Genomic DNA, 26,385 nt, shown 5'->3' on the forward strand with positions numbered 1-26,385 from the left:
ATCCTAAATCATTTGTGAATTTCTTACTCCCTCCCCTTGGTAAGGGGAGGGTTGGGGTGGGGTAAAAATTTTACGACTCCTGCAAGGATTGCTATAGTAGCGGTATCAACCGCCGATCGTTATAGCCTTTCTCAAAAAAGTGAGGTATGCCTTATTCCCTATGCCCTATGCCCTATGCCCTATAGTACCTCCTATGAGATCGCAGAAAGGCTATATCTGACCTAACAAATATATTAAAAATGAAATTACCCTGGAAATATCATCAATTTGACCCAGAAACAATCGGGCTAATTTACGGTTTTTTAGGCGTAGTTGGCTTCAGCTTAACACTTCCAGGAACCAGAGCCGCAGTACAGGATTTAGACCCTATTATTGTAGGTTTAGGGCGCGGATTAGTAGCAGCTATACTAGCAGCCTTTACTCTGCGGATAACGCATCAACCAATTCCCTCCAAACCGCAATTGTGGAGTTTATCAATGGTCGGATTGGGAGTTGTACTCGGATTTCCGCTATTATCAGCTTGGGCAATGCAGCAAGTACCGGCCGCCCACGGTGCTGTGGTATTAGGATTGTTGCCCTTAGCAACAGCAGTAGGGGGAGTTTTGCGATCGGGCGATCGCCCATCTTCTAGTTTTTGGATTGCTAGTATCGCCGGGAGTCTAACCGTCGTTGGTTTTGGAATTATTACTGGTGCAGGGCAACTCCAGGCCGCAGATCTAGCTTTATTTGCATCAGTCATTGCTGCTGCTTTTGGTTACGCCGAAGGTGGGCAATTAGCTAAGACTTTAGGCGGATGGCAAGTTATTAGTTGGGCATTGATAATTATCGCTCCCTTCGAGATTTTGCCTACAATATTTGTAGTCATACAACATGGATTAATAGCTGCACCGACGGCATGGTTGGGTTTTGCCTATGTGAGTATTATCAGTCAATTTGTAGCATTTTTTGCCTGGTATCAAGGGATGGCTATTGCCGGAGTTGCCAGGGTAGGGCAAATTCAGTTATTGCAACCATTTTTGACTATTCTAGCATCGGCAATTTTGCTTGGTGAAACTATAGAACCGATCGCCCTAGGCAGCGCTTGTTTAGTTGTGATCTGTGTAGCAGTAGGGAAAAAAGCATCAATTCAGCAAGCAGCAGATTTGTGATGCGAACTAATTTTTTTGTGGTTTTTCAAAGCTTAAATTAGCTAAAGTGCGAGGTGCACCCTAGATTTATGTAATGCTGATATATCGAGGCTGATTTTTGACTCTACCGATCCAATTTTGAATTGCCGGAAACCCAGTCAAATCAAATCCGCCTTCGCCAGCAACGTGAGTGTAAGCAAATAAACCGATATCAGCAATAGAATAGCGATCGCCTACAAAAAAGTCATTTTTTTCTAAATGCTGTTCCATCACCCCCAAAGCGGCATAACCGGGCGCTTTTTTTTGTTGAAGTGCTGCTTGATATTCCTCAGCTTTTCCCAACACAGAAATCCAAAATCTGGAAGTTGCAATGTAAGGTTCGTGACTGTACTGTTCAAAAAACAACCACTGCATCACTTGAGCCCGTTCAAATTTATCGTTGGGGAAAAACTCAGTTTTTTCGCTCAAGTAAAACATAATCGCATTGGATTCAAACAGAAACTTACCCGGTGCAATCTCTAAAACAGGAATGCGGCCGTTAGGGTTTTTGACCAAAAATTCGGGTGTCCGACTTTCTTTTTGGAGAATATTAATTTCAGTGCGATCGAACGGAATATTGAGCTGAGTTAAAAGCAAGCGAACTTTGTAGCAATTGCCTGACGGAGAATATTCGTAAAGTTTAAACACGAGTCTTGAGGAGATTTTATGGTGTTAAATTATATCATAAATTCATAGAATTTAGGCACAATTAGTTAACTGTTGTTTGCTAAGATTATTTAGGCGACTTTGGGCGATCGCAAAAACCAGCCACTTCAGCCAGCGTATAAAGCGGCCTCCCCTTCACCTCCTCGTAAATCCGCCCGATATACTGACCCAAAATCCCAATACTCACCAACTGCACCGCACCCAAAAAGAAAATTGCCATAATGATAATTGTCAAACCAGTTAAGGCCGTACTCGGAGAGAAAAGACGCCAGTACAAAACCAAAAAAGCCATTAAAATAGACACCAAAGCCGAAAACAAACCCAAATAAATCGACAGTTGCAGAGGCACTTTTGAAAAAGAAACTAAACCGTTCATCGCCAAAGCAAAAGATTTGCTGAAAGTATACTTAACATCGCCAGCAAAACGCGGATCTCGTTCAAACTTAACAGCAGTTTGTTTGAAACCAATCCAAGCGCGCAGCCCCCGAATATAACGGTTGCGTTCTGGCATGGCGTTGAGCACATCCACCACGCACCTATCCATCAAACAAAAATCTCCCGTATCTATCGGAATATCAACATCAGCAAGATTCCGCAAAATGCGATAATACATATAAGCTGGCAACCGCTTAAACCAACTTTCTTGACGGCGATGAGTGCGCTGGGCATAAACAACTTGATACCCGCTGCGCCACTGTTCTATCATCTCTAAAATCAGTTCGGGCGGGTCTTGTAAATCACCGTCCATGATGACTGCAACTTGACCAGTAGAAAAATTCAAACCAGCGGTTACAGCTATTTGGTGTCCGAAATTGCGGGCAAAACTGAGGTAACAAATTCGCGAGTCTTGTTCGTGCAATTCTCGCAAAATGTCGAGAGAGCGATCGCGACTGCCATCATTGATTAAAATTAATTCCACTGGGCCGTCCAGGCGCTCCATCACCCCACTAATTCGCCGGTACAATTCAGGGAGGTTTTCTTCTTCGTTATAGATGGGAATTATCAAGGAATATTTAGGTGTATGGTTCATAGCAGTTTTTGGTACATCCTCTTTCTAATTGTTCAATGAAGAGTTTATTTGTTTTTTGCCGAGCGCGCTGGCGGCTTCAAGGGATAGCGGCAGCGCGTAATTTCGCTTTTCTATCCCGACAAAAAACGCCTCCAAAATATCAGCGTTCCAACATTTATATGATCGCTCAAATAAGCAAAGTTTAAGATAGAAGAATACTGAGAATACCAAGACAAAAATATCTGTTATCATAGATGTTTATTCGGTTTATAATAAATTATAATCATCACCCATTGAATCAAAATTGCATGACAAATTCTAACGTTCTTTGGCAAGCAAATCAAGACTTAAGCGAAGCTTGTCTGCAACATCCGTTTGTTAGAGGTATTGCTGACGGTAGCCTCCACCAAAATAGTTTTGCATATTACGTTGCACAAGATGCTTTTTTTCTGGGAGCCTTCGCTCGCGCTTACAGTATTGCTGCGGCAAAAGCACCAGACTGGGAGGGGTTTAAAATTCTTCACAATCTAGGTAGTGGCATTTTAGAAGAACTTCACTTGCATCAAGGATATGCAGCTCAATGGGGTGTAAATTTGCCAGAGGCAAAACCGGGAATTGCTACCCGCCGCTACACGGATTTTTTATTAGCAACAGCCTGGGGAAGCGGTGTAGGTTTGACAGCAGCGGCGATGACTCCTTGCTTGCGATTGTATGCTTTTTTGGGACAGCAGTTAGCTAAGCCTAATATACCGGAACACGCCTTTAGCGACTGGATTTCTACCTACAGCAGCCCTGAGTTTGAGATTTTAGCAAAACAACTGGAAGGTTTGGTCGATCGCTATGCTGACACAACGCCGGAAGTAGAAGCAACCTATCGCTACGCTATGCTGTGCGAAAGAGACTTTTTTCAGGCCGCGTGGGAAATATCGTATCATTGTTCTACCCAAAAGTAGACCAGCTCTAATGCACCCAAAAATGCCCAAGAGTTAATTAATACCCCTGCTACTTCCACTGGTATTCCGAAAGTCATCAATCCGCCCATGAGTAAAGGAAATAGCGGATAAAAAGCTACAGAATGATGATCCCCGTCATTTGGGTAGCTGTAGCCAGAAGTAGCTATTTGGACGTACCATTTACCGTCCCAGTGGGAAAACAATTCCCAACCGCTTTTGGGAAGGAAGGGCATACATCGAGGTTTTTTGGGAGATTAAAGGAGCAATTAGCTGCGTCCCGATCGCAATTAGCGATCGATTCATATCAAATCCGGTAGCATTGGAATTATGAGCGTGCGATCGTCCCCCCCGAGCGCAGTCGATCGCTCGGGGGGGATGCTCGCACTATCAATGATTAAAATATATAATTCCGATGCTATCGGAAACGATATCAGAAACCACATAGCAGCGACAAAAATCCATCCATCCCTGCTGCTGTTGCGTTCCAGACGCGGACGTACTTCTAGCGCTAAAACCGCTAAATCAGTATTGCTCATGGCTAAAACAGCGCAAAACTGTCGATGGAAAATTAAACTATAGTCCGCTGCGAGCGTGATCGCCAAATATATACGTAAGTACAGCGGGACTGCTAATTTTAACGTCCGAGTTTATTGGGAATCCCTTCGCAGCCGCCGGGAATAGTGTCTCTCGACTTCGAGCCACACCAAGCGCAGCAGTAATAGCGCTGAGCCTCTGACAGTCGCTTGACAGCCGTGAAATCAGCACGTTCAACCACCGCGCCGGTATATTCGCCCGTTTCATAGTTGGGAAATTCCGTGCGGCTGCGAGGAGATGCAGTTTCTGCCGAGCCGTAGAATAATATCGCCGCTTTCATGTCAGCACGATCGAGCTTGGCATCGTACAGGATAGCGCGCGAGAGGTTGGCTTTGACTAAATCGCATTTGCTGAGATTGGCCCGGACAAGGTTGGCTTCGCTCAACTCCGTCCACCGCAAATCGGTGCTAGCGAGGTCAGCACCGGCTAACATCACGTTTAAATCGATGACGCGGATACCGTGAGATCTGTCTTCTGCGTAGCCGCCGTCGCCGTCAAGGATGGCGCGGCCCAAAAGCCGATCGCGCTTCAGAGGAGTCACCAATCTCGACTGCGACAAAAACCGCAGAATTTTCGCCTTACCTTCAGCATCCACACTGCTCATAATTGCAGCGGTGCGGCCTTCGGCGATCGCCCTTTCCTGGGGCCAATCTTCCAAAAACCCTTGTTCATCAAGGGCTAAATCGGAAACCCCTTGAAAATAAGCATCAATAGTTTGCTGCTGCGTAATTCGATTTTGCTGAATCGTCAAATCCTTCGAGATTACGTACTGCCGCCAAGCCACATAAACGCCCAAAATTGCGATCAAAATTTGCCCCAAAGCGCCGATTAACTCGCCGAGAGCTCCGATAGCGTCCCAGTTGATTTCGATGTTGCGGCTTCCCGGTTGAGTATTAGTACCGCTAAGCATCAGCAAGCCAACGATCCCAGCTAAAAGCCCGAAGCAGGAGATGATCAGCGTGCGCCAAGTCGGCGGAATTACCTGCGTCCAAATTTTGCCCCAACTCGGCCACATCATCCGCAGCGATATGCCGATCGCACCGATGGCCCCAATTAAGCCGATCCAAATGCTATCGTTAGCCAGCCCTACAATCATTGCTACGATCGCCGCCAGCGTCAGCACCGAACCCGACATCTCAGCAGTCGTTTGTGCCGGCTGTATCGGCGCAAAAATCATGTGGTTTGGACGCGAAGGTCGCGGTTTTGTCGGTTCAGCAGTAGCAACGATTGTTGCTGATTCTGGTGGGACAACAGGACTTGCACCGTTAGGACTTTCTACAGTCACGTTGGAATCAGGAGGATTGGGTTGAGCAGACTTTGGTTCTGGTGTCATGCGTTGAGGCAAATTCTAATTTTTGGCAGTCATTAAAACGATTTTAACCAATGAAGTACGATTATAGATAGCATTACAATATAGATCTCCAATTATTACACTCAAATAGGTAAAATAATATGACTCTGGTACTCCCCAATCTTCAAAGCAAACAAATGGGTCAAGTAATCACTACAATCGCCGTCACGAATTTCATCGATCTAGTTATGGCTGAACGGGGATTTATTTCTGCTGAGGAAGTTCGCTCTGTCAACCTCGATAACGTTGTTGTCGATACCGGAGCAACTCTGCTTTCCTTACCAGCTCCCATTATTAGCCAACTAGGTTTAAAACAAGTAGGAGAAAGAGACGTAGAAACATCGGCTGGCATCAAAAAAGGTCGAATTTTTGCAGGCGCTCAAATTATTGTAGAGGGGAGAGAAGGCAGATTTGATTGTTTAGAGTTACCCGAAGGCGTTTCGGCGGTTTTGTTGGGCGTGATTCCAATGGAAGAACTAGGTCTAGAACCAGATTTGAAAAATCGACGGTTGCGAGTGTTGCCGATGAACAATCAGCAAACATATCTGATGGGTTAGTTGAAATTTTTGTCGTGAAGAATCCGATTTTTCGGATTGATGCAGACTAAAGTCATCGCTACCAACCTTATTAGACGATAGTTTTTGCGTATATTTATCGAGCAGAATAAGCCTTGAACAAATACAAACCAACCGTTGCAAATATCAAAACAATTATCCCTAAAAGCAATTCCATACTAAACCTTTGAGCATTGCCCAAAGCCACAAGAATTTGTTGCCGCACCACAAAAGCAAACAGCCAACAAACCTCCGCTTTCAGCCAAACCAAAAGGCTTCTGGCTAGGAGATATTGTCGGCGCGCATTTTCTTCGGTAATCTGTACTGGATAATTAAAAGTATGCGGATAGCGCGATACTGCTGTTAAAACCACAAAAATAATGGCAGCCACCGCCGGCAGTATCCAGATTGTCACCCTGTCGCCCCAAGTATCAGGTTGCCCGGAAAATCCGAAATGAATCGGAATTCGATCGGGCAAAACAGCCCAAAATTCTACAATCGGCAAAACAGCAAGCACAATCGCGATCGCCCCGGCGAACTCTACCGCCAAATCAGCAGGCGAAAGCCCCAGGGATCTAACAGGCCTTTGGTTTGGTGTGTTTCCAGTCATGGCTACTTAAAATTAGATTAAGATTGAAAGTAATAGTATTGCTTCCCATTTCCTCCCCCAACAGCTTTCGTTGGGGATTTTCAAACAATCTCGCGAGGTTTTATGACGGTTCAGGTTTTGGTGGAAAAGAAAAAGTTAGAAAAACCGCCCCTAACAATACACACTTTAGGCGATCGCGTCCTGCGGCAGCCAGCAAAGCGCGTCAGCAGCGTCGATGCAGAAATTCGGCAGTTAGTCCGAGAAATGCTGCAAACCATGTACAGTGCCGACGGCATCGGTTTAGCAGCCCCCCAAGTCGGAGTCCACAAACAAGTAATTGTGATCGACTGCGAACCCGACAATCCCGCGATACCTCCATTGGTTTTGATCAACCCCACCATCAAAAGTAGCAGCAGCCAAGTCTGCATCTTGCAAGAAGGGTGTTTGAGCATTCCGGGAGTTTATTTTGATGTCAAACGCCCTGAAGTCATTGAAGTGTCTTACCGCGACGAATTCGGCCGCCCCCAAACACTCAAAGCTCAAGACTTGCTGTCTAAGGTGATCCAACACGAAATCGATCATCTTAACGGTGTGCTGTTTGTAGACAGAGTAGAAAACAAGCTGGCATTGAATGAAGAATTAGTCAAGCAAAAATATTCGCCCAAGGCAGTAAAATCAATATGATGGCAGGAACTCCCAAAAGTGGTTTATTGTTAGCTCTTTCTTGCATCACTGCGATCGCCGCCGTCGGCTCCATCTTTGAGTTGTCTTCGGGAGACGCTCAACTCGGAAATGTAGTGACCGGTATCATCCTCGCCCTCAGCGTACCGCTAACAGGCATATTTTTCTATGCCGCCGTTCAGGATGCTAGAGCAAATCTATAGGTAGAGTCATTAGTCATTGGTTATTGGTTATTAGTTATTGGTTATTGGTTATTGGTTATTGGTTATTAGTTATTGGTTATTAGTCGGAATCTCAAATCTCATAACTGTGGAATCAAGATTGCGGATAATAAACAATATCACTAAACAGCGAGAAAATGACTAATAACTATGTTATCAATACTGCCAACAAATTAGATCGGCTAACGACTGATGACTAATGATTGATGACTAACAACTAATAACTAACGACTGAGGGCGGGCACGCACCATCCACCGCCCCCACCAACTAAGGGCGGGCACGCACCATCCAACGCCCCTACCAACAAATAACAAATAACCAATAACAAATAACAAATAACCAATAACAAATAACTAATAACTAATAACTAATAACTAATAACTAACAACTAATGACTAACAACTAATGACTAATGAAATCGGATTTTTGCGACAAGTGTCCGCCAAAGGCTCTGCGGCAGCACCAGCATCCAAGTACCCACTTTCTGAATATGGGGAAGTGGCGATCGGACGCGATCGCAATTGTCACATAGCCCTAGAGTCGATCGCCCACGGCATGGTTTCCCGCCGCCACGCCGCAGTCCGTCCCCTGACTCATGGTAATTGGACGAGATGGCAAATTTGCGACCTCAACAGCGCTAACGGAACTTATATCAACGGTCAAAAACTGCAAGGCTGCCAAACTTTACAAACAGGCGATCGCATCAGTCTCGGTCAAGACGGCCCTGAATTCATATTTGAAACTTCCACAACCCCTCACCAAAATAAACCCGGATTCTCCCACACCCCAACCGGCAATTTTGAGCCGCCCGAAAAAGACGCTCTAACTTTAACTCAATTATTCCCGATCGCCTCCACCGGCAAACAATTAAGCCAAAAAGCATACTTATATCCAGGTATAGCCACAGTTATTTTTGTCGTGTCGATGTTTCTCGCCGTCGGAAATTCCGCAGCCTTCAACTTCCTGCTGTCAGCCTACCTTGCCGGTGCAGCTTACTACTTCATCTATCAACTGTGCGGCAAACACAAACCTTGGTGGGTATTGCTCGGTACCGCTTTAGCAACAGTCTTGATACTGCTAAGCCCCTTATTGATTGGATTTATATTAGTATTTAGAGAAATTTTACCCGGTCGTTTGCCCGCAGAAGGCGAACAAATTAGTTTTTTACCTTTTTTAATCAGAATGTTCTTCGGGGCTGGTCTGATGGAAGAATTGCTGAAAGCCCTGCCCGTTTTGGGAGCAATGCTGCTGGGAAATTTACTAAGAAATCCCTGGCGCGATCGCATCGGCGTTTGGGAACCATTAGACGGAATTCTGTTAGGAAGTGCCTCAGCAGTCGGCTTTACACTACTAGAAACTCTCGGCCAGTACGTTCCCAATATCATCCAAAATATCACCCTGCAAGCAGGCCCAGAAGCCGGACAATTAGTAGGATTGCAATTGCTAATTCCCCGCATTTTAGGCTCCGCCGCCGGACACATGGCTTACAGCGGCTATTTGGGATATTTTATCGGTTTGAGCGCCCTCAAACCCAGGAAGCGCTGGCAAATTTTGGGCGTAGGTTATTTTAGCGCCTCCGCACTTCACGCTTTGTGGAATGCGTCGGGAGCAGTCAGCGTACTTTTGCTGGCCTTGGTGGGAGTTTTGTCCTATGCGTTTTTAGTAGCTGCAATTTTGAAAGCCCGGGCTTTGTCTCCGAATCGAGAGCAAAATTTTGCTACTCGCATATTTTATGAAAAGTGAACTAGCAGGTCAAGCAGCCATTTTTTTCTTGTGTTTCAACCAGCTTAAACCGGCCAATCCTAAAGCTGTCCCTCCAACGGTGAGAGGTTCGGGAACTGGTTCGGCGGCGGTATCCAGGCGATCGCCCGCAGCATATCGATCATGTATAATGATATTTGTCAATACGTAATTTCCTAGAAAAATACCGCAATATTAAGCTCTCGTGCATAGGTAGCACCTGCGTAATTGCTGACGGCCAGAATCCCAGCCTAACTTAGAAATTCTTCACAAATAGTTTGACTGTGGTACTATCTGGATGAGCTGTGAGTAGCTTAGGGAAGCCAACGGGCTTGATTCCTGTGGTGGAGGAGAATCCAGGAGTGCTAGATAGGATGTCATTGGGATACGCAAACGTTTTCGTCAAGCGAAGTCAACCCGAACCCCTCCGCATTGGGGTAATTGGGGTTGGCAATATGGGCCAACACCATACGCGAGTTCTGAGCTTGCTAAAAGATATCGAACTCGTGGGTGTTGCAGATATAAATGTAGAGCGGGGAATTGATGTAGCAAGCAAATACCGGGTTCGCTTCTTTGAAGACTACCGAGATTTGCTCGCCCACGTAGATGCAGTTTGCGTCGCCGTTCCAACTCGCCTACACCACCCTGTGGGGATGTCTTGTCTCCAAGCAGGGGTTCACGTTTTAATTGAAAAGCCGATCGCAGCTAGCATTGCTGAAGCCGAATCTTTAGTCAACGCCGCTGCAGAAGCCCACCGCATTTTGCAAGTGGGTCACATCGAACGCTTCAATCCAGCTTTTCAGGAACTCGGCAAAGTGCTGAAAACTGAAGAGCTACTGGCATTGGAAGCTCACCGGATGAGTCCCTATTCCGATCGGGCCAACGACGTATCGGTAGTTTTGGATTTAATGATCCACGACATCGACTTGCTTCTGGAATTGGCAAATTCTCAAGTAGTAAAATTGACGGCTAGCGGTAGCCGCGCATCAGATTCAGGTTATTTAGACTACGTGACAGCGACGCTGAACTTTGCTAACGGCATTGTGGCCACCCTGACAGCAAGCAAGGTGACGCACCGCAAACTTCGTTCAATCGCCGCTCACTGCAAAAATTCTTTGACAGAGGCAGATTTTCTTAACAACGAAATCTTGATTCACCGACAAACCACCGCCAATTACGTGACAGATTACGGTCAGGTGCTTTACCGTCAAGATGGGTTGATCGAGAAAGTTTACACCAGCAATATTGAACCGCTCCACGCAGAATTGGAGCATTTTATTAATTGCGTGCGGGGTGGAAATCAGCCTTCAGTCGGAGGAGAACAAGCTCTCAAAGCTCTGCGGCTTGCGAGTTCGATCGAGCAAATGGCTCTCGACGGTCAAGCTTGGTATCCACAAAAGCTAGAGTCTACTTTGCAAGTTAGCTAAATCGAGACAAATTCTGTCGTTTCCGGGTGCCTTGACAGTTTGGGGTTTGTTGTTTGTTGAATAGGGTAACTGTTTGGGCGCAACCGGATTCGATGTCACTCGATTTTATATTTTAGATTGTAGATTGTAGATTTTAGATTGACTCCATAGATGCAATCTGCGGGATTAAACTAAGATTTTAGATAAGAGATTTGAGATTGACTTCACATCCTTTATTGGGAGATGAAACTGTCGATTTGAAATCTCAGATTTGAGGTTGACTCCACAGATGCAATGTGCGGGATTGAACTAAAATTTAAACTTTTTTGCTTTCCACAACCTATGTCGGGGGAGGGCAATTATCCATCTTTGGCTAAAGTCACAATTTTTTCTCTTAAAAAAGAGCGACTATTTGACTGCTGATAGTTTGGCTAACTAGCTGATTTCCTTGAGGGCTTAGGTGAATGCTGTCTCGATACAATGTTGCAAGTTGCGCCGCACAATTGAAAATAGGAAGAAAATCTATGTAAGTAATTTTCTCCCGTGCGACAAGTTCGGCGAGACGCTCTCTAGCCTTGACTTCCCAGTCTCTAGGGCCCTCGCCGCATTCATGGCGCTTGGGAGTCACCGCTAGCAAAAACTCGACTTTAGCCGATACAGCTATTGTTCGGATTTGGCCAATAGCTTCTAAGTTGCAGCCGACTACATCGCCACTTTTGGCTACGGCTGCTGCTAATTGGCTCGCCGGCACCGCAGGTAGCAAGTAACGGCTCAATAATTCTAGCGTGGCCGAGAGCGGTTGGCGATCCGGGTAAGCTCGATCGCGCCCCACCACCAGAGAAGAAGGAGCAGATGCAAACAAATCGTCCGTATTCAGCAGCAACACCAGAATTTTTGACCCAAAAACACCGAACCGCTGGGCGTAAGCAAGTTGATTCCTCGGCCCCCAAGAATTGGCTGAGGCATTCAGAATTTCAAACTTTGAATAGTTGACTTTTGAACTTAATTGTGCATTGGTTGCCAGATTTTGTACTTGCAGCCTCAACTGCCGAGCCATAATTTCGGAGATGGTATCTGTCTGATCTGTCCACCAACCGCCGTTGGCGACAGAATCTCCCAACAGCAAAACCCGCAGAGTGTCTGAGGCTGGGAGTGGGGCGATCGTTCCAGTACGCATCGAATACTCGTTAATCTCAATCCGGTTTCGCAAACGGCGCACCCTCTGGTTGGGCGCCAACAAATAGCCGCACTCCGCATCAGCAATGTAAATCAAGGGATTGCCAAAACCCAGCAACACCCGCAGCAGCACTTCGATTGCGGCCCACAATCCGCAGGTGAGGGCCAAAATTATCAGAACAAATTTCAACGATTAACCTCAATCTAAAACGGATACGGTGCCACGTACTATCTGTGGTAGAGAGTGCAAAATTTGAGACTTTTGTTCAACCTCCGGTAATTCACCTCGCTTTGAGTAAATCGAAAATCTGCAATACCCGAATCGAAAATCGACTAAATGCTGCCCAATTCAGGCTTTTAGCAACTCTGCAGCGCGATCGAGTCAGCGGAATCGCCCGCGTGGATATAGAATTCTAGAATATACCGTCAAAATCCGCCGTCAGCCGTCAGTGAACTTGGTGGTTTCAGGAAAATCCGTGGACTTAAAACAAATATTCAAAACGCCGAATCCCATAATCGGTGTCGTACATTTACAGCCTTTGCCAACTTCTCCCCGCTGGGGCGGGAACCTCAAAGCTATTATCGGAAGAGCCGAGCAAGAGGCTACAGCGCTGGCTTCTGGCGGCGCAAACGGTATCATAGTCGAGAACTTTTTTGATGCTCCTTTTGCCAAAGACAGCGTAGATCCGGCTGTTGTCAGTGCGATGACTCTGGTAGTCGAGAGGCTAACAAATCTCGTGACACTGCCGATCGGCGTTAACGTGCTGCGAAACGACGCCCACAGCGCGATCGCCATCGCCTCCTGCACGGGAGCTCAATTCATCCGCGTCAACGTCCTCAACGGCATCATGGCTACAGACCAAGGCTTAATTGAAGGCCAAGCACACCAGCTCCTGCGCTACCGTCGGGAATTGGGAAGCGATGTCAAAATATTAGCAGACGTGCTAGTCAAGCACGGGCGACCCCTGGGAGGCTCCAACTTGACCACAGCCGTCTCAGAGACGATCGGGCGCGCCTTAGCCGACGCCGTAATTCTTTCCGGCTGGACAACCGGCAGCCCACCCAATCTCGAAGACTTAGAACTTGCGAGTGCAGCAGCGGGGGAAACTCCTGTATTCATCGGTAGCGGTGCATCGTGGGAAAACATTTCCACCCTCATGCAAGCTGCAGACGGAGTAATTGTGTCGAGCTCGCTGAAGCGAAACGGCCGCATCGAACAACCAATCGATCCCATCCGCGTCAGTCAATTTGTAGAAGCCGCCCATCGCAGCTTTTCCGAGAAAGAGCTCGAACAAGAAAACAAAAACGCTAATGGTTCGAGAGGGCTAACACCGGAACCGAGCAAAGTCAGAAGTAAAACGTAAAATAGTTGTTAGTTGTTAGTTGTTAGTTGTTAGTTGTTAGTTGGCAACAGTTAACAGTTGACAGCCAACAGTCAACAGTTAACAGTAGGGGGGGTTGATGGTGCGTGCGGGCCCTCTTAACAGTTAACAGCCAACAGTTAACAGCCAACAGTTAACAGCCAACAGTCAACAGTCAGTAGGGGCGGTGGATGGTGCGAGCCCGCCCTCTTAACTCTTGACTTAACAGTCAACAGTCAACAGTCAACAATTAACAATTCCCAAATCAAAAAAATGATTCGCCGACGTTCAACCCCTTGGATTCATCGCTGGTCTAGGACGGTGATGGCAGCCATCGCAGCCATCGGCGTCCTAGAAACGGCCTATCTGACGATCGCTAAATTCACAACAAACTCAGTAATTTGTCCCACCAGCGGCTGCGACAAAGTTCTCAACAGTCCCTACGCTACAGTCTTTGGCACAGTGCCTTTAAGTTTATTAGGTTGTCTGGCATACCTGAGCATCGCAATTCTGGCATTAGCTCCCAAAGCCGTCAATCCTGACAACAACAAACGGCTGCACTCTCAACTAGAAAATTGGACTTGGCAAGCCCTATTTATCATCACCGCTGCGATGCTAATATTCAGCAGCTATTTGATGTATTTGATGGCTTTTGAAATTAAGGATCTGTGCATTTACTGCATCAGTTCCGCCTTATTTGCCCTGTCGCTGTTTGTGCTGGTGCTAGTCGGGCGCGACTGGGAAGATATCGGACAATTAGTTTTTACAGGCATTTTGGTGGTGATGGTGAGTTCGATCGGCGCTTTAGCCCTATACAACAGCGTCAGCTCACCCGCTCCTTTTGTTTCTGCTACCCCCGGAATTTTACCCCCAGCAGTCACCACAACCTCCGGGCCGGCACAAATTGCTTTAGCCCGCCATCTCCGACAAATCGGCGCTAAAGAATACGGCGCTTACTGGTGTCCCCACTGTCACGATCAAAAAATGCTATTTGGGAAAGAAGCAGCCAAAATAATTGATTATTTTGAATGCGATCCCAGAGGGCAAAATTCCCGCGCTGAAATTTGCCAAGCTGGTGCTGCAAATATTAAAGGTTTCCCTACTTGGGAAATTCAAGGTCAGTTTTATTCGGGGACACAAACTTTGGATAAACTCGCTGAGTTATCCGGTTACACTGGCCCGCGCAACTTTCAAAAATGATAGCAAGGCTTGAGAGTTGAGATCCGAGATTTTTTGGGGTAGGAAAAATCCAGCTTTTTAAAGCTTAGCTAATAGACCTCTTGCATAAATATTTGATTGATGGGTAAACCGCAGATTTCAAGCGGATAAACACCGATAGACGCAGATAATTTAATCTGCTCTGCGAATGAGTGCAAGAGGTCTAATCTTTTTCGGCTGTTGTAACATCACTCAAAAATATCGCATCTATAGCCTTTCAAGCGAAAGATGAGGTACTATCCGGGATAGGCCAAACCGGGCATAGGCCAAACCGGGCTATCTTCACTTTTGTCAGAACCGCTATACAATCCATAAAAAAAAATTAAACATTAGTTGGTGCGAATTTTAAAATACTTTCGGAAGTATTGTAGTATTAAGTCTGAAAAAAAATCAATTATCATTCCTTCATGCAATAGATTTCCCTAAACTGCGGATAAATCGACCATCTTCCAGAAAGACCAACAATCTCATATAACCGCACCAGATATATTCAAAAATCCCGAAAAAACCCAGAGTTTCACTGCCCAACATTTTTGCTGTAGCAAGCTTTATTATAATTTTTATAAATAGTAGAACTACTAGACATTTTACAAATAAAATCAAAAAACCGGATTTCTGCTTCCAGACTCATTAAACTGGTATTGCATTAATTCGCTTTCAATTCCTGCAATTATCTGCGTTTATCTGGGTCTATCTGCCTGAAATCTGCGGTTGCCAAGTGCGATAAAAAACTTAGGCAACTCCAGTCTCTTGTTAAATGAGATATTTTGCCAGGATCGACTGAGCAGATCGCCGAGAAGATATAAAAGCTATATGTAGTAGTAGCTTAGATGCTCCAAAGGCGAGGCAAAAATTCCCAAAATTATGATAGAAAGTATCAAAAAATGGCTCGATCGAGAACGCAGAGTATTGATTACTGCCAGTACGGTTGCCGGTACGGTGATTGTACTGCGCTGGTTCGGATTTTTGCAGGTGTGGGAATGGACTGCTTTCGACCACTTTGTGCGCGGGCGGCCAGCCGAACCCATTGACTCGCGCATCATGATTGTAGAAATTAAGGAAGCTGACTTGCAAAAATACGGCTACCCAATTTCCGATGCTGTATTGGCCCAATTGCTGCAAAAATTGCACGCTGGCAAACCGCGGGCGATCGGTCTCGACGTTTACCGAGATTTGCCCACTCAACCGGGTAACGCCGAATTGCTCAAAACTTTTAAAACTATTCCTAACTTAATTGGCATTGAGTTGATGCCAGATGAAACCAGGATTGGAGTTCGGCCCCCTCCGGTACTTGAGGAGTCCTCGCGCGTCGGTTTCAACAACGTTGTCATCGATGCTGACGGTAAAGTGCGCCGAGCTTTGCTTTACTCTTGGCCCGGAGACGGCAAAACTCATGAAAGCTTCGCGCTCAAACTGGCTTTGCTTTACCTCGAAGGCGAAGGGATTTCTCCTCAGCCAGCAACTGTCAATCCTAAATACTTGCAGTTAGGCAAGGGGGTGTTTCGACCTTTTGAGCCGAATGACGGTGCTTACGTGCGAGCGGACAGCCGCGGCTATCAAATTCTGGCTGCTCTGCGCGGTCCGAGCGGCAGTTTCCGCACTGCATCGATGGGTGACGTGCTTTCTGGCAAAGTACCGGCGGATTTTGTGCGATCGCGCGTTGTGTTGATCGGCTCAACAGCCACCAGCCTCAAAGACTTTCAGCAAAATGCTTACAGTTCGGGTGTGTTTGCTCCTCCCCAGCCCATACCGGGAGTCGAGCTTCAGGCTCATTTCTTGAGCCAAATTTTGAGTGCGGCCCTCGACGGACGCGAAGGTATCAATGTTTGGCCCGAGGCTGGGGAGTTACTGTGGATTTTACTGTGGTCTTGGGTGGGAGCGAGTGTGAGCTGGAAGTTGCGATCGCTCGGGCGATCGGCTGGGTGTTTGTCAAGTATCTGTCTCGGTTTGAGTGCCAGTTTATACTTAGCTTTTTTAGACGGTTGGTGGCTGCCATTAATTCCTGCAATCCTCAGTCTTGTCGGTTCTGGCGTAGCAGTTGTCGGCTATCTGGCTCACTTGCAAGAAGAACTAAAACGCTCTAAAGAATTTTTACAATCGCTAATCGATACAATTCCAGACCCGATTTTTGTCAAAGATATAAATCACCGCTGGGTTGTGTTGAATCAGGCCTATTGTCGGTTAATCGGCTATCCTTGGGAAATTTTAACCCATCGCACAGATTACGACTTATTTCCCCAAGCCGAAGCCGATATATTTTGGCAGCAAGACGAATTAGTATTGCAAACTCAACAGCCGCAAGAAAATGAAGAATATTTTACCGATGCTCACGGAATTACGCATCTGATTGCGACTAAAAGAACCCTGCACAAAGATGCAGCCGGCAACTTATTTTTAGTCGGAGCGATCAGAGATGTTACCGAGCGCAAACTTCGCGAAGACGCTCTAGAGAAAAAAAATGCTGAACTCAGCCACCAAGCTTCTCACGATGCTCTTACAGGTTTGCCCAACCGTAAAATGTTTTACGAATGTTTGCATCTGTCTCTAGAAAGAGCTTCTTGCAATCAAGAACTGGTAGCTTTACTGTTTTTAGATTTAGATGGATTTAAGTCTATCAACGACACTCTCGGACACAATGTGGGCGATTTACTCTTAAAATCAGTTGCTAACAGGCTCAGACAATGCTTGCGCGGCAGCGATATCATCTCGCGGCTGGGCGGCGACGAGTTCACAGTCATCCTGTCGGCAATTCCCGGTAATGAGGAAGCTGCAAAGGTAGCTGAAAAAATTTGCGATGCCATCGTGCAGCCTTTTTTTTTAGAAGAACATAAAGTTTCTGTAACTACAAGTATTGGTATTAGTTTATATCCAACTGACGGTCAAGAGTCAGAGATTTTAGTCAAAAATGCCGATGCTGCAATGTATCGTGCTAAGGAACGGGGGAAAAATCAATATCAATTTCTTGAGTAATTTATCATCAGTCATCAGTCATCAGTCATCAGTCATTAGATAGACTTACAAAAATCATGAAACTTATGACTGGAGATTGCCATCTCATCTAAATCGGGACTGAGGCAAAAAAGAGTTTTATATCAATTCCGGTTGCACTCCTCATGATGTTGAGTGTTGACTGTTGACTGTGAATCGAACAACTGAAAATTGCGCCGAGATAGGTAACGAATTGTAAAAATCTTTCATAAATTGCCCTCTAACTTATCACCTGACGATGCAGCCGGAAACGATATTATTTATTGCTTGTAGGGGTAAGGGTCCATACACCCCGCACCCTACAGATAGAGGTTATGCTGGAGCATCTCATACCAAATCCGGGTAAGATGCCCCAATCCATGATTTCGTAAAAGCACGTTGCCACTACGAACAATTTTTGCCTCTTTCCTCGTCTTTTAAAGAGCTGCACCCTACAACTAGAAACCGGGTTTTTTGCCGAATTTCGGGGCTGCAACGCGCTTTTCATAAAAAACTCGGTTTCTAGTTCCCCATGCGTCAGTCCTAATTAAAAGATTCAAAAACTGAGCTAGAAGACCAAATTTAAATCGCCAAAAAGTCTTTATTTATAATCTTTTACGTAAGTTCACGAAAATTAAGTAAAGTAAATATAAAGATATCAGTGTAAATACGGAAAGTGATAGATATAATAGGTTTTACAGACCAGCATCTACTTCGGTGATTTGAATAAGGCTATAAATACTATGCGTACTTTGATTCAGCTCACAACAACGGCTACCCTGGCTGTATGCTTGCAAGTGAATACGATCGGCATCGCCAATGCCGCTACCATCACAAAAATGGTTCGTAGTGCGGACTTTAGTCCGCAACAAGTGAGCGGACGCCAGGATGCACTACGAACCAATCCGAGATCGACCTCCACATTTTTGGCAGCCGCCAAAACTTCTAGGTCTGGAAATACCTCAAAATATGAACCAGACCCCAACGGGAACCCGAAAAGTGACGGTACGGGAACGCGCTGAGACCAATTTTTTAATCTTCTATGAGATCAGATTTGTACCAATTCGATTGGTTAATTAAAGTGTGCCTGCACCAATCTCGATCGGTAAGTGGATAGTCCACACGATAGTGACCGCCGCGACTTTCCGTGCGAAACGCAGCACTTTTGAGAATTAAGTAACCAATATCCAATAAATTGCCAAGTTCTCCCCAATTTCGCAAAACCGAGCTATTTTCCGCATTATCTGGTGAAAAATCAATAGTTTGTCCGGGCGGCAAATTATCAAGCGTTTGACTCAAGGGCAAAGAGGCAAATTCTTGCCGCCAAATCTCAACTTGGACGATCGCACTTTCCAAATCCCGCATTCCCCGGCAAATTCCCGCACTCTGCCACAGCAAACTCGGCAATTCCACCCGCAATTTTTCGATCGTCTCAATCTCCTGTGGAGAAATCGATTTTTCCCAAATTTGCCCTACATCGACCTCATCCGTGAATGGCTTGGACTTTTCACCTTCCACCTGCAAAAGTCCCATCTGCGCGCCAAAAACCAGACATTCCAGCAGCGAATTGCTCGCCAACCGGTTGGCACCGTGTACCCCCGTGCTGGCAGTTTCTCCCACCGCGTACAAACCCGGAATCGAAGTTTGGTTAAACTTGTCAGCCACAATCCCTCCCATCCAGTAATGGGCGGCTGGCGTCACCGGCACCGGTTCGGAAAAAATATCAATTCCCCAATCAGCGCAGACTTGAATAATATTCGGAAACCTGTAGCGCAGCCGATCGACCGCAATCGGGCGCAAATCCAGCCAAACATGAGGTTCCCCCGTCTTCTGCAAATGGCGGAAAATAGCGCGGCTGACAACATCGCGAGGCGCAAGTTCCCCGCTGGGGTGAGAGTCAAAAGCAAAGCGATATCCCTTGCTGTCAACCAAATGAGCTCCTTCTCCCCGCACCGCCTCGCTAATCAGAAACCGGGGCGCGCCAGCTTTACTCAGCGCCGTGGGGTGAAACTGCACAAATTCTAAATCTCGCAGCAGCGCCCCGGCGCGCCACGCAATTGCCACCCCGTCTCCGGTACTCACCGACGGGTTGGTGGTTTGAGCAAAAACCTGTCCGCCGCCGCCTGTCGCTAGCACCACAGCCGATGCCCGCAGCCATTTGACTCGGTTGCCACAAATCGCGCTAATGCCCTGACAGCGCCCGCTTTCGTCGAGCCACAGACTCAATGCAAAGGCGGGGGATACGACTTGAATGTTTTGGCGGCTCAATACTTTTGCTGTCAGGGTACCTATCACTGCTTTCCCTGTGGTGTCGGCGGAGTGGAGCACTCGGCGGCGGGAGTGGGCGGCTTCTAGGGTGAGGGCTAAATCTGAGCCGGCGCGATCGAACGCCACGCCCATTTTCACGAGGGAATCTATGCAATCAGGAGCTTCCTCGACTAAAAATTTCACCGCTTCCAAATCGCAAAGACCGGCTCCTGCAGCCACTGTATCCTGAACGTGCAGCGCTGCCGAATCTTCCGGGGCGATCGCCGCAGCAATTCCTCCTTGGGCCCAATCGCTGGCAGAAACAGGCAGGGTATTTTTATTAATTGAACCCACCTGTAAATGTTCTGGAAGGCAAAGTGCCGTGTACAAACCGGCCGCCCCAGCACCTATCACTAATACATCAAATTTGTCAGTCATAAGTCTGCCGATTTTAGATTTTAGATTTTAGAATTAACTCTCAATCTGAATTTTGGGGCGAGAATTAATGTCTGTCGATTTTATCTGATATTTCTTGCACTCATTATCTGTGTTTATCACCCTTTCATCTGCGGTTTATGTATTAGTCGAGGATTTATGCAACTCCAGTCTATTTTAGATTGAGCCTACAAATGATCTCGTTTCCGCTTGCATGGGAATGATTTAACCTTATTACTACACAGAGTACACAGAGTCCGAGAATGTATATCTGAATCATTCCGATGAAGAGAGGATTTGATTTTAATCTCGAAAACGCGCTGATTTCAACCTCGCAAATTTTTGCCAGCTTTGCCGAATTCTGGAGAAATTAAAGGCAGAAGTCATCAGCCTCTAGAAAATTTTTTTTCTTTCTGCTTTCTGCCTTCTGCCTTCTGCTTTCTGCCTTTAAAGGAGGCCCGCTGCTATTTAGTCGTAAAAACCGTTGTTCAACCTGTTGTCTCCTTCAATAAATATTGAATCGACATCAGTTACGGTGAATTTGTCCAGGTTAGCCTGCAGCACTTTTTTCTGAGCATCCGTCAAGCCTGAAATGTTGAGTACGTCCTCAACGTCTTCGTAAGGAGCATTCTTAATAATTAGTCCAGCTAAAGTAGGATACAACCCTCGAAATTCCCGAAAATCCCGGACGCCGCTGTTGTTCAAGTCAATTTTTTTGCCGTATTCTGTGGCAAGTTTGTCATCGGCGCGATTTGTTCTAGTCGGAACGTCAAGCACTATCAGCGAGGATGGTGGTAAGACGAGACGGCTCAATGTCGCCGCGATCGCGCTTTGGTCTCCTGCCCATGCAAAGCAGCCCAGCACTAGGCCCAATACTGCCAATAGACGACCCAATCGTTTCATGAAGTTTTGTCTCCCAATTTCATGCAAAGCATTTATTATGTAGAGACTACCATTTTGCTTATGCAGTTTGTTAGATAAATCCGCAGCACCCGCAGATATGTCAAAAAAGTTTACATTCATGTATTGACATTGCGGACTATATATGATATTAGTCGCAGGTGAGGCGATCGGTTGATTTTTGACGCTGCACCCAGTTTTTTACCTATTCAGAACTCTTTCCTTTGGTTTTGAGAAAAGCGTTCAAGTCAGAATAAGTACCGCCGTAAGTCACGCTGGGAGTTTCGTAACCTTTTAAAGCAACGGTGTGCTGCTCGAAAGCACCCTCGGCACCCAATTCGGTCAGGTATTTGTAGGTGGTTTCTCCCACGGCGATATCTTTGCCGAGTTGCTTGGTGCAAGATTCTAAGCGAAATGCTGCGTTGACGGTATCTCCCAAGGCGGTGTAGTCCGATCGATCGCTGCTGCCAGAATTTCCCACCATTGCATAACCGGTATTAATGCCAGCCCCTACTCGCAAAGGAAAAGGCAGGGGGTAACGGCTGCTGAGTTCGTCTGTTGCCTTGTGCAGTTGGCTCAAGGCTTGGCAAATCCGCATCATTTCCTCGGTGCTGACACCGCTTGGTTTGTGAAACCACACGGCCATGATCGCATCGCCGATGTATTTGTCCACCCAACTGCCGTGTTCGCGAATGATGTGTCCTGCTTTGCGGAACCAATTCCCGATGACTTCGGAGAGTAGGGTTTCGTCTAGCTGTCTAGTCAAAACGGTAAAATCTCGGATGTCCATTACCATGACGGTAATCAGGCTGCGGACGGTTAAAGTCGCCGTAAAATCTTCTGAGTCTGTCTCGTGTATTCGATCGATCCGGCGGCCGGAGGCTGGGTTGTAGAAATCCAATTCGGTTTGACCGAAAATAATCCGATCGCCATTTCGGAGCGTCACAGGAATACTCACCCGCCGCCCGTTGACAAAGGAACCGTTGCGGCTTCCCAAGTCGATCAAGTAGAACTCTCCCGTCTCCATTTGCTGTAACATCGCGTGATTGCGAGAAATCCAGCGATCGGTCAATACAAAATTATTGTCATCATTCCGCCCTACTGTCCAGCAATTGCTGCCGGAGAGCGGCAAGTAGCGATTGCCGCTTTCTGTACGAAGTAACAAATGTGGATTGGCTTGCAAAGTCACCACAGCCCTAGAAACAACATCAATTCAACCGATTTGAGGTTTTCAACTTTCAATCTTAACTTTAGTACGTGGCTCAATCATGAATACTCCGGAGAGTTTTTGAGACCGAGGCCCAAACCCTCATTTTACCCTTAGCATTGGACTTCACTGAGAAGGATGAAACCCCCATTCTGCCGTTAGTGATTGAAAACTGTCCGGACTATTGATAACTAATGATTGCCAGTAAAAAACCTTAAATCGGCTGTTCTCAAAATTTAAAATTATTTAGTCCATCCTCGATGCACCGAACCCGTACAGGATTGCCTAACCACAATACGATCGCCAGCGAAGGTAGTTATGTTTCGATCTTAAGCGAAAGTGTCATATTTTTTACGCCAGAGATGTATCTCAGGAGTTAAATTTGCTGCTTTTTGCCAAAAAAAACTGGCAAATGGCTCTGTAGCTCCAACCGGGAATTGTTAAAACATCAGTTACCTGTAAGATTTGTTACTTGGCTTCTAATTTTGCCAGATATCAACAGAGCCTGTTCCGGGCAGTGGCCGATCCGGGCTTGAAGTATCTGTCAACAATAGCATTTTAGATTTTAGATTCCATAAATTGGGATTGATATCATGTCCGATAGATTACCATAGCAAAAATGGTTCGCGCGTGCGTCCTAGCGTCCGCTCCCGGATTGCCGACACTGACTGACGCACCCGCGATCCTTACTGAGATCCGTCAATCGATCGGACAGGATCTGACTTACTGCATAATGGTTTCGGTCGCGAGGCTACAGTTGCATTTTTTTTGGGAACTGGTATAAATTACAAACACGAGAATTTTATGTTGTCAAAAAGAATTTTGCCTTGTTTGGATGTGAAAGCCGGCCGCGTGGTCAAAGGTGTCAATTTTGTCAACCTTAAGGATGCTGGCGATCCGGTGGAAATGGCTCAGGTATACAACGATGCGGGTGCTGACGAGTTGGTGTTTCTGGACATTACCGCGACTCACGAAGACCGGAACATTATGATTGATGTGGTATACCAAACTGCCGATCGAGTATTTATCCCTTTGACTGTCGGCGGCGGCATCCAATCCTTGGACACGATTAAAAGTTTGTTGAGGGCGGGCGCTGATAAGGTCAGCATTAATTCGGCGGCAGTGCGCGATCCGAGTTTGATTGACAAAGCCAGCGATCGATTCGGCAATCAGTGCATTGTAGTGGCGATCGACGCCCGCAAACGGCAAGATGCCGATAATCCCGGTTGGGACGTGTACGTGCGCGGGGGGCGAGAAAATACCGGGAAAGATGCGATCGTCTGGGCCAAGGAAGCCGCACAGCGCGGTGCCGGCGAAATTCTGTTGACTAGCATGGACTCTGACGGAACTCAAGCCGGTTACGACTTGGGATTAACCCGCAGCATCGCCGAAGTTGTAGAAATTCCGGTGATTGCTTCCGGCGGCGCGGGTAACTGTCACCACATCTACGAAGCGGTGACAGAGGGCAAAGCAGAAGCCGCACTCCTAGCTTCCCTCCTACATTACGGGCAACTGAGCGTCGGAGAAATTAAGACTTATCTAGCAAAACATCAAGTTCCCGTGCGACTGCAGTAGTTTAGGAGTTATATCAATTCCGGTTGCGCCGTCAGGTGACTGTTGACTGTTGACTGTTGACTGTTAAGAGGGCCCGCACGCACCATCCACCGCCCCTACTGACTGTTGACTCGATTTTATGATTCCGATGCCACCGTCCACGATATTATGCATGGGACAAAAAACCCGGTTGCTCGATCGATCTCTGTCGAATAGCAGCCACGATGCTCAAAAACACCGGGTTTTTTGCCTTAGCGAGGAGAGCCCCCTCAGATGCTGCCACAGATACTCCCATCTCAAATCTCAATCGGACTTCAGTGATGCACCAGACTCATCTATCGGAAGACACAAAGCCAAAATATTCCCTGAGAAGGATTTCAAATCTCCGTTTTTTTGGCTAAATATTATATATTACCTCAATTTAAGAAAGAAGCACTGCTCAAGGCTGTTGCTTTTGTCCAACTTGAGCTAAAGATTGTACAGAATTTGAACGAGCTTCAGCCTGTTAACAATCTCAGCGATGAAAATTTGTAAAAATGGAGAAAATTTGTATGTCTTTTATCAGCTTTAATCTTCCTGCCAAGCGTTTTGTTCGCAGTTTAATAGCTGTTTGTTTTTGTGCATTGATGTTTGTTTCCAATGCTTTCCCAGCTTTTGCCGTTACCAGCAGCCCCACTAAGGGTGAAGATCAACTTTTGGGGATTGAGAAAGAAGCTCAAAAAGCTGTTTTGAAAGACCCGATGTCTCTGGAAGAAACTCAGAAAAAAGCTAATGAAGGGATTAATGAAGTTCAGGGAGATGCTGACAGCGAGAAGATGAAAAATCCTTCTAATACAAGAGCTACATCTTTTGAGCAACAAGTCAAAAAAGCTGTGAGCAACATTAAAGACTAACTCCACAGTTATCAGCCTGAAAAATTAGGGACAAGGCAATGCCGTGTCCCTTGATTTTTGTGTGTTTGCTCTCAATTTAGATCGGTTTCAGATTGCATCAAAATAATAAAATCGAGTCAAGAGTTAACACTCAACCATTCAGTTTTTCGACCCCAGTCAACAGTCAACAGTCAACAATCATGTATGAGTGCAACCGGAATTGGTATCAGAGGGTTCGATCGCTCGATCGCACCTGATATCAGATAGAATAAAAAAGCGGAAAAGATTTAGCACCTTTCGGCTTGACGAACACTCTTTGCTGCGGCTGTAACTGCAATTGGTCAAACTTTTCTCTGGTCAAATTAGCGTTTACTACTTGACCGTCATCTAAGGTTAATTCTACCTGAATTTCCCATCCCAAATGAATCAAGCGACTGATCCTTGCAGGCACTGTTGCACTATTTTCGGTAGTTTCAATTATCACGTCGTGAGGGCGCAAGAAAATCTCTGGGTTGGCTGAGTCAAAGCCGTTTTCTTGAAACATTCTCGAACTGCTGGGTAAGACATTGACAGGGCCGATAAAACTCATGACGAAGGCACTAGCAGGATGGTCATAAATTTCTGCGGGCGTGCCTACTTGTTCGATTTGACCTTTATTCATTACTGTAATGTGATCCGCAACTTCCATCGCTTCTTCTTGGTCGTGCGTCACAAAGACGGTGGTAACGTGCACTTCGTCGTGCAGTCGGCGCAACCAAGCGCGCAAATCTTTGCGGACTTTAGCATCAAGAGCTCCAAAAGGTTCGTCTAGTAGCAACACTTTCGGTTCCACAGCCAGGGCTCTGGCTAGGGCCACGCGCTGCCGCTGACCTCCTGAGAGTTGCGACGGGTATCTATCCCCCAATCCTGCTAATTGCACTAAATTCAACAATTCTTCTACCCGCGATTTGACTTTGGCGGGTGCAGTTTTCTGAATTTCCATCCCGAAAGCGATGTTTTTTCGCACTGTCATGTGCTTGAACAGCGCGTAATGCTGAAACACAAACCCAATTTTGCGTTCTTGAACGCTGGTATTTGTGGCATCTTGGCCTGTCAGCCAGATTTTGCCGGAGTCGGGCATTTCTAAACCTGCAATCAGCCGCAGCAGGGTTGACTTGCCGGAACCGGACGGGCCTAGCAATGCGACTAGGGAACCTGATTCAATTTCTAAACTGACTTTATCGAGTGCTTGGAAACTGCCAAACTGTTTACTTACATTTTCTACGACGATACCCATAGGAAGTTCGGCAACGGATGAGTGTAATGGATTTAACGGATGGATGTTGAGCTTCGAGGTTCCAGGAAAGAGCGAAAAATGTTAATCCCCGGTTTATGGATAGGTTTATGTAAGATTTTATCCCACGATCGCGCATCAGTTACTTAATTTTATGGTCTTACCTGCCTCTGGAAAGCCCGAAAATTCTCTAAAATGCACCTCCATCACAAAACAATATAATTCTTTGTCACCAAAGTTGGCA

25 protein-coding genes are annotated in these 26,385 nt (G+C 46.3%); 13 read left to right on the forward strand and 12 right to left on the reverse strand.

Annotated features, from left to right (window positions below):
- Nucleotides 1-239 precede the first annotated feature (239 nt).
- Complete coding sequence (locus IQ263_RS11530; protein WP_194067547.1) at nt 240-1,148, forward strand: DMT family transporter; 909 nt, start codon at nt 240-242, stop codon at nt 1,146-1,148.
- Nucleotides 1,149-1,214: 66 nt separating this feature from the next.
- On the opposite strand, the gene IQ263_RS29820 is transcribed toward IQ263_RS11530, so the two are convergent.
- Both IQ263_RS29820 and IQ263_RS11540 read right to left on the reverse strand, forming a co-directional pair.
- The gene (locus IQ263_RS29820) at nt 1,215-1,814 is read right to left on the reverse strand and encodes a glutathione S-transferase family protein (protein ID WP_194067548.1); all 600 of its coding nucleotides are present in this window, start codon (nt 1,812-1,814) and stop codon (nt 1,215-1,217) included.
- Nucleotides 1,815-1,899: 85 nt separating this feature from the next.
- Entirely contained in the window at nt 1,900-2,862 is a 963-nt protein-coding gene (locus tag IQ263_RS11540; RefSeq protein WP_194067549.1) for a glycosyltransferase family 2 protein, read from the reverse strand.
- A 287-nt stretch (nt 2,863-3,149) separates the two neighbouring features.
- On the opposite strand from IQ263_RS11540, the gene IQ263_RS11545 reads away from it, so the two are divergent.
- Nucleotides 3,150-3,794, forward strand: coding sequence for a TenA family protein (locus IQ263_RS11545; RefSeq protein WP_194067550.1), 645 nt, complete (start codon nt 3,150-3,152; stop codon nt 3,792-3,794).
- On the opposite strand, the gene IQ263_RS11550 is transcribed toward IQ263_RS11545, so the two are convergent.
- The 3 genes from IQ263_RS11550 to IQ263_RS11560 form a co-directional block, all read right to left on the reverse strand.
- Nucleotides 3,773-4,027 carry a hypothetical protein gene (locus tag IQ263_RS11550; RefSeq protein ID WP_194067551.1) on the reverse strand — a complete coding sequence of 85 codons (255 nt, stop codon included), beginning with the start codon at nt 4,025-4,027 and terminating at the stop codon, nt 3,773-3,775. The genes IQ263_RS11545 and IQ263_RS11550 overlap by 22 nt on opposite strands.
- Nucleotides 4,028-4,093: 66 nt before the next feature.
- A complete protein-coding gene (locus tag IQ263_RS11555) occupies nt 4,094-4,330 on the reverse strand; it encodes a hypothetical protein (RefSeq protein WP_194067552.1) in 237 nt (78 codons plus the stop codon).
- A 98-nt stretch (nt 4,331-4,428) separates the two neighbouring features.
- Nucleotides 4,429-5,721: a pentapeptide repeat-containing protein gene (locus IQ263_RS11560; RefSeq protein WP_194067553.1), complete on the reverse strand. Its 1,293-nt coding sequence runs from the start codon at nt 5,719-5,721 to the stop codon at nt 4,429-4,431.
- A 119-nt stretch (nt 5,722-5,840) separates the two neighbouring features.
- Between IQ263_RS11560 and IQ263_RS11565 the strand changes: the two genes are divergently transcribed.
- Nucleotides 5,841-6,296: a pepsin/retropepsin-like aspartic protease family protein gene (locus IQ263_RS11565; RefSeq protein WP_194067554.1), complete on the forward strand. Its 456-nt coding sequence runs from the start codon at nt 5,841-5,843 to the stop codon at nt 6,294-6,296.
- 94 nt (nt 6,297-6,390) lie between these two features.
- On the opposite strand, the gene IQ263_RS11570 is transcribed toward IQ263_RS11565, so the two are convergent.
- A complete protein-coding gene (locus tag IQ263_RS11570) occupies nt 6,391-6,903 on the reverse strand; it encodes a DUF1648 domain-containing protein (RefSeq protein ID WP_194067555.1) in 513 nt (170 codons plus the stop codon).
- A 102-nt stretch (nt 6,904-7,005) separates the two neighbouring features.
- On the opposite strand from IQ263_RS11570, the gene def reads away from it, so the two are divergent.
- The 3 genes from def to IQ263_RS11585 all read left to right on the forward strand — a co-directional run bounded on the left by def (nt 7,006) and on the right by IQ263_RS11585 (nt 9,528).
- On the forward strand, nt 7,006-7,566 hold the full coding sequence (def, locus tag IQ263_RS11575; protein ID WP_194067556.1) for a peptide deformylase: 561 nt from the start codon (nt 7,006-7,008) through the stop codon (nt 7,564-7,566).
- The gene (locus IQ263_RS11580) at nt 7,566-7,766 is read left to right on the forward strand and encodes a hypothetical protein (RefSeq protein ID WP_304941012.1); all 201 of its coding nucleotides are present in this window, start codon (nt 7,566-7,568) and stop codon (nt 7,764-7,766) included. The genes def and IQ263_RS11580 overlap by 1 nt, the downstream gene beginning before the upstream one ends.
- Nucleotides 7,767-8,190: 424 nt before the next feature.
- A complete protein-coding gene (locus IQ263_RS11585) occupies nt 8,191-9,528 on the forward strand; it encodes a PrsW family glutamic-type intramembrane protease (protein ID WP_194067557.1) in 1,338 nt (445 codons plus the stop codon).
- Nucleotides 9,529-9,537: 9 nt separating this feature from the next.
- Here IQ263_RS11585 and IQ263_RS11590 read toward each other — a convergent pair whose 3' ends face one another.
- A complete protein-coding gene (locus IQ263_RS11590) occupies nt 9,538-9,690 on the reverse strand; it encodes a PEP-CTERM sorting domain-containing protein (protein ID WP_228049979.1) in 153 nt (50 codons plus the stop codon).
- A gap of 209 nt (nt 9,691-9,899) precedes the next feature.
- Here IQ263_RS11590 and IQ263_RS11595 point away from each other — a divergent pair, with 209 nt between their 5' ends.
- Complete coding sequence (locus tag IQ263_RS11595) at nt 9,900-10,952, forward strand: Gfo/Idh/MocA family protein (RefSeq protein ID WP_194008178.1); 1,053 nt, start codon at nt 9,900-9,902, stop codon at nt 10,950-10,952.
- Between the two features lie 373 nt (nt 10,953-11,325).
- Here IQ263_RS11595 and IQ263_RS11600 read toward each other — a convergent pair whose 3' ends face one another.
- The gene (locus IQ263_RS11600; RefSeq protein WP_194067558.1) at nt 11,326-12,297 is read right to left on the reverse strand and encodes a GDSL-type esterase/lipase family protein; all 972 of its coding nucleotides are present in this window, start codon (nt 12,295-12,297) and stop codon (nt 11,326-11,328) included.
- A gap of 286 nt (nt 12,298-12,583) precedes the next feature.
- Here IQ263_RS11600 and btpA point away from each other — a divergent pair, with 286 nt between their 5' ends.
- From btpA to IQ263_RS11620, 4 genes are all read left to right on the forward strand, one after another.
- Nucleotides 12,584-13,471, forward strand: a complete 888-nt coding sequence (btpA, locus tag IQ263_RS11605; RefSeq protein WP_194067559.1) for a photosystem I biogenesis protein BtpA — start codon at nt 12,584-12,586, stop codon at nt 13,469-13,471.
- A gap of 270 nt (nt 13,472-13,741) precedes the next feature.
- Entirely contained in the window at nt 13,742-14,668 is a 927-nt protein-coding gene (locus IQ263_RS11610) for a vitamin K epoxide reductase family protein (protein WP_194067560.1), read from the forward strand.
- A gap of 882 nt (nt 14,669-15,550) precedes the next feature.
- A complete protein-coding gene (locus tag IQ263_RS11615) occupies nt 15,551-17,656 on the forward strand; it encodes a CHASE2 domain-containing protein (protein WP_194067561.1) in 2,106 nt (701 codons plus the stop codon).
- A gap of 740 nt (nt 17,657-18,396) precedes the next feature.
- On the forward strand, nt 18,397-18,675 hold the full coding sequence (locus IQ263_RS11620) for a hypothetical protein (RefSeq protein WP_194067562.1): 279 nt from the start codon (nt 18,397-18,399) through the stop codon (nt 18,673-18,675).
- Between the two features lie 10 nt (nt 18,676-18,685).
- On the opposite strand, the gene nadB is transcribed toward IQ263_RS11620, so the two are convergent.
- The 3 genes from nadB to IQ263_RS11635 all read right to left on the reverse strand — a co-directional run bounded on the left by nadB (nt 18,686) and on the right by IQ263_RS11635 (nt 22,427).
- Nucleotides 18,686-20,338, reverse strand: coding sequence for an L-aspartate oxidase (gene nadB / locus IQ263_RS11625; protein ID WP_194067563.1), 1,653 nt, complete (start codon nt 20,336-20,338; stop codon nt 18,686-18,688).
- 465 nt (nt 20,339-20,803) lie between these two features.
- Nucleotides 20,804-21,238, reverse strand: a complete 435-nt coding sequence (gene psbU, locus IQ263_RS11630) for a photosystem II complex extrinsic protein PsbU (protein ID WP_194067564.1) — start codon at nt 21,236-21,238, stop codon at nt 20,804-20,806.
- Between the two features lie 202 nt (nt 21,239-21,440).
- Nucleotides 21,441-22,427: an adenylate/guanylate cyclase domain-containing protein gene (locus IQ263_RS11635; protein WP_194008151.1), complete on the reverse strand. Its 987-nt coding sequence runs from the start codon at nt 22,425-22,427 to the stop codon at nt 21,441-21,443.
- Between the two features lie 819 nt (nt 22,428-23,246).
- On the opposite strand from IQ263_RS11635, the gene hisF reads away from it, so the two are divergent.
- On the forward strand, nt 23,247-24,017 hold the full coding sequence (hisF, locus tag IQ263_RS11640) for an imidazole glycerol phosphate synthase subunit HisF (RefSeq protein WP_194067565.1): 771 nt from the start codon (nt 23,247-23,249) through the stop codon (nt 24,015-24,017).
- 530 nt (nt 24,018-24,547) lie between these two features.
- Nucleotides 24,548-24,889 (forward strand): low temperature-induced protein, encoded by a 342-nt coding sequence (locus IQ263_RS11645; protein WP_194067566.1) that lies wholly within the window; start codon nt 24,548-24,550, stop codon nt 24,887-24,889.
- Between the two features lie 238 nt (nt 24,890-25,127).
- On the opposite strand, the gene IQ263_RS11650 is transcribed toward IQ263_RS11645, so the two are convergent.
- Nucleotides 25,128-26,144, reverse strand: coding sequence for a sulfate/molybdate ABC transporter ATP-binding protein (locus IQ263_RS11650; RefSeq protein ID WP_194067567.1), 1,017 nt, complete (start codon nt 26,142-26,144; stop codon nt 25,128-25,130).
- Between the last annotated feature and the right edge of the window lie 241 nt (nt 26,145-26,385).

Source organism: Tychonema sp. LEGE 06208 (assembly GCF_015207505.1).
Taxonomy (GTDB): domain Bacteria; phylum Cyanobacteriota; class Cyanobacteriia; order Cyanobacteriales; family Microcoleaceae; genus Microcoleus.

Coding starts and splice junctions, on each gene's coding strand:
- IQ263_RS11530 (WP_194067547.1), top strand. CDS start 240: ATGAAATTACCCTGGAAATATCATCAATTTGACCCAGAAACAATCGGG.
- IQ263_RS11540 (WP_194067549.1), bottom strand. CDS start 2,862: ATGAACCATACACCTAAATATTCCTTGATAATTCCCATCTATAACGAA.
- IQ263_RS11545 (WP_194067550.1), top strand. CDS start 3,150: ATGACAAATTCTAACGTTCTTTGGCAAGCAAATCAAGACTTAAGCGAA.
- IQ263_RS11550 (WP_194067551.1), bottom strand. CDS start 4,027: ATGCCCTTCCTTCCCAAAAGCGGTTGGGAATTGTTTTCCCACTGGGAC.
- IQ263_RS11555 (WP_194067552.1), bottom strand. CDS start 4,330: ATGAGCAATACTGATTTAGCGGTTTTAGCGCTAGAAGTACGTCCGCGT.
- IQ263_RS11560 (WP_194067553.1), bottom strand. CDS start 5,721: ATGACACCAGAACCAAAGTCTGCTCAACCCAATCCTCCTGATTCCAAC.
- IQ263_RS11565 (WP_194067554.1), top strand. CDS start 5,841: ATGACTCTGGTACTCCCCAATCTTCAAAGCAAACAAATGGGTCAAGTA.
- IQ263_RS11570 (WP_194067555.1), bottom strand. CDS start 6,903: ATGACTGGAAACACACCAAACCAAAGGCCTGTTAGATCCCTGGGGCTT.
- def (WP_194067556.1), top strand. CDS start 7,006: ATGACGGTTCAGGTTTTGGTGGAAAAGAAAAAGTTAGAAAAACCGCCC.
- IQ263_RS11580 (WP_304941012.1), top strand. CDS start 7,566: ATGGCAGGAACTCCCAAAAGTGGTTTATTGTTAGCTCTTTCTTGCATC.
- IQ263_RS11585 (WP_194067557.1), top strand. CDS start 8,191: ATGACTAATGAAATCGGATTTTTGCGACAAGTGTCCGCCAAAGGCTCT.
- IQ263_RS11595 (WP_194008178.1), top strand. CDS start 9,900: ATGTCATTGGGATACGCAAACGTTTTCGTCAAGCGAAGTCAACCCGAA.
- IQ263_RS11610 (WP_194067560.1), top strand. CDS start 13,742: ATGATTCGCCGACGTTCAACCCCTTGGATTCATCGCTGGTCTAGGACG.
- IQ263_RS11615 (WP_194067561.1), top strand. CDS start 15,551: ATGATAGAAAGTATCAAAAAATGGCTCGATCGAGAACGCAGAGTATTG.
- IQ263_RS11620 (WP_194067562.1), top strand. CDS start 18,397: ATGCGTACTTTGATTCAGCTCACAACAACGGCTACCCTGGCTGTATGC.
- nadB (WP_194067563.1), bottom strand. CDS start 20,338: ATGACTGACAAATTTGATGTATTAGTGATAGGTGCTGGGGCGGCCGGT.
- psbU (WP_194067564.1), bottom strand. CDS start 21,238: ATGAAACGATTGGGTCGTCTATTGGCAGTATTGGGCCTAGTGCTGGGC.
- hisF (WP_194067565.1), top strand. CDS start 23,247: ATGTTGTCAAAAAGAATTTTGCCTTGTTTGGATGTGAAAGCCGGCCGC.
- IQ263_RS11645 (WP_194067566.1), top strand. CDS start 24,548: ATGTCTTTTATCAGCTTTAATCTTCCTGCCAAGCGTTTTGTTCGCAGT.
- IQ263_RS11650 (WP_194067567.1), bottom strand. CDS start 26,144: ATGGGTATCGTCGTAGAAAATGTAAGTAAACAGTTTGGCAGTTTCCAA.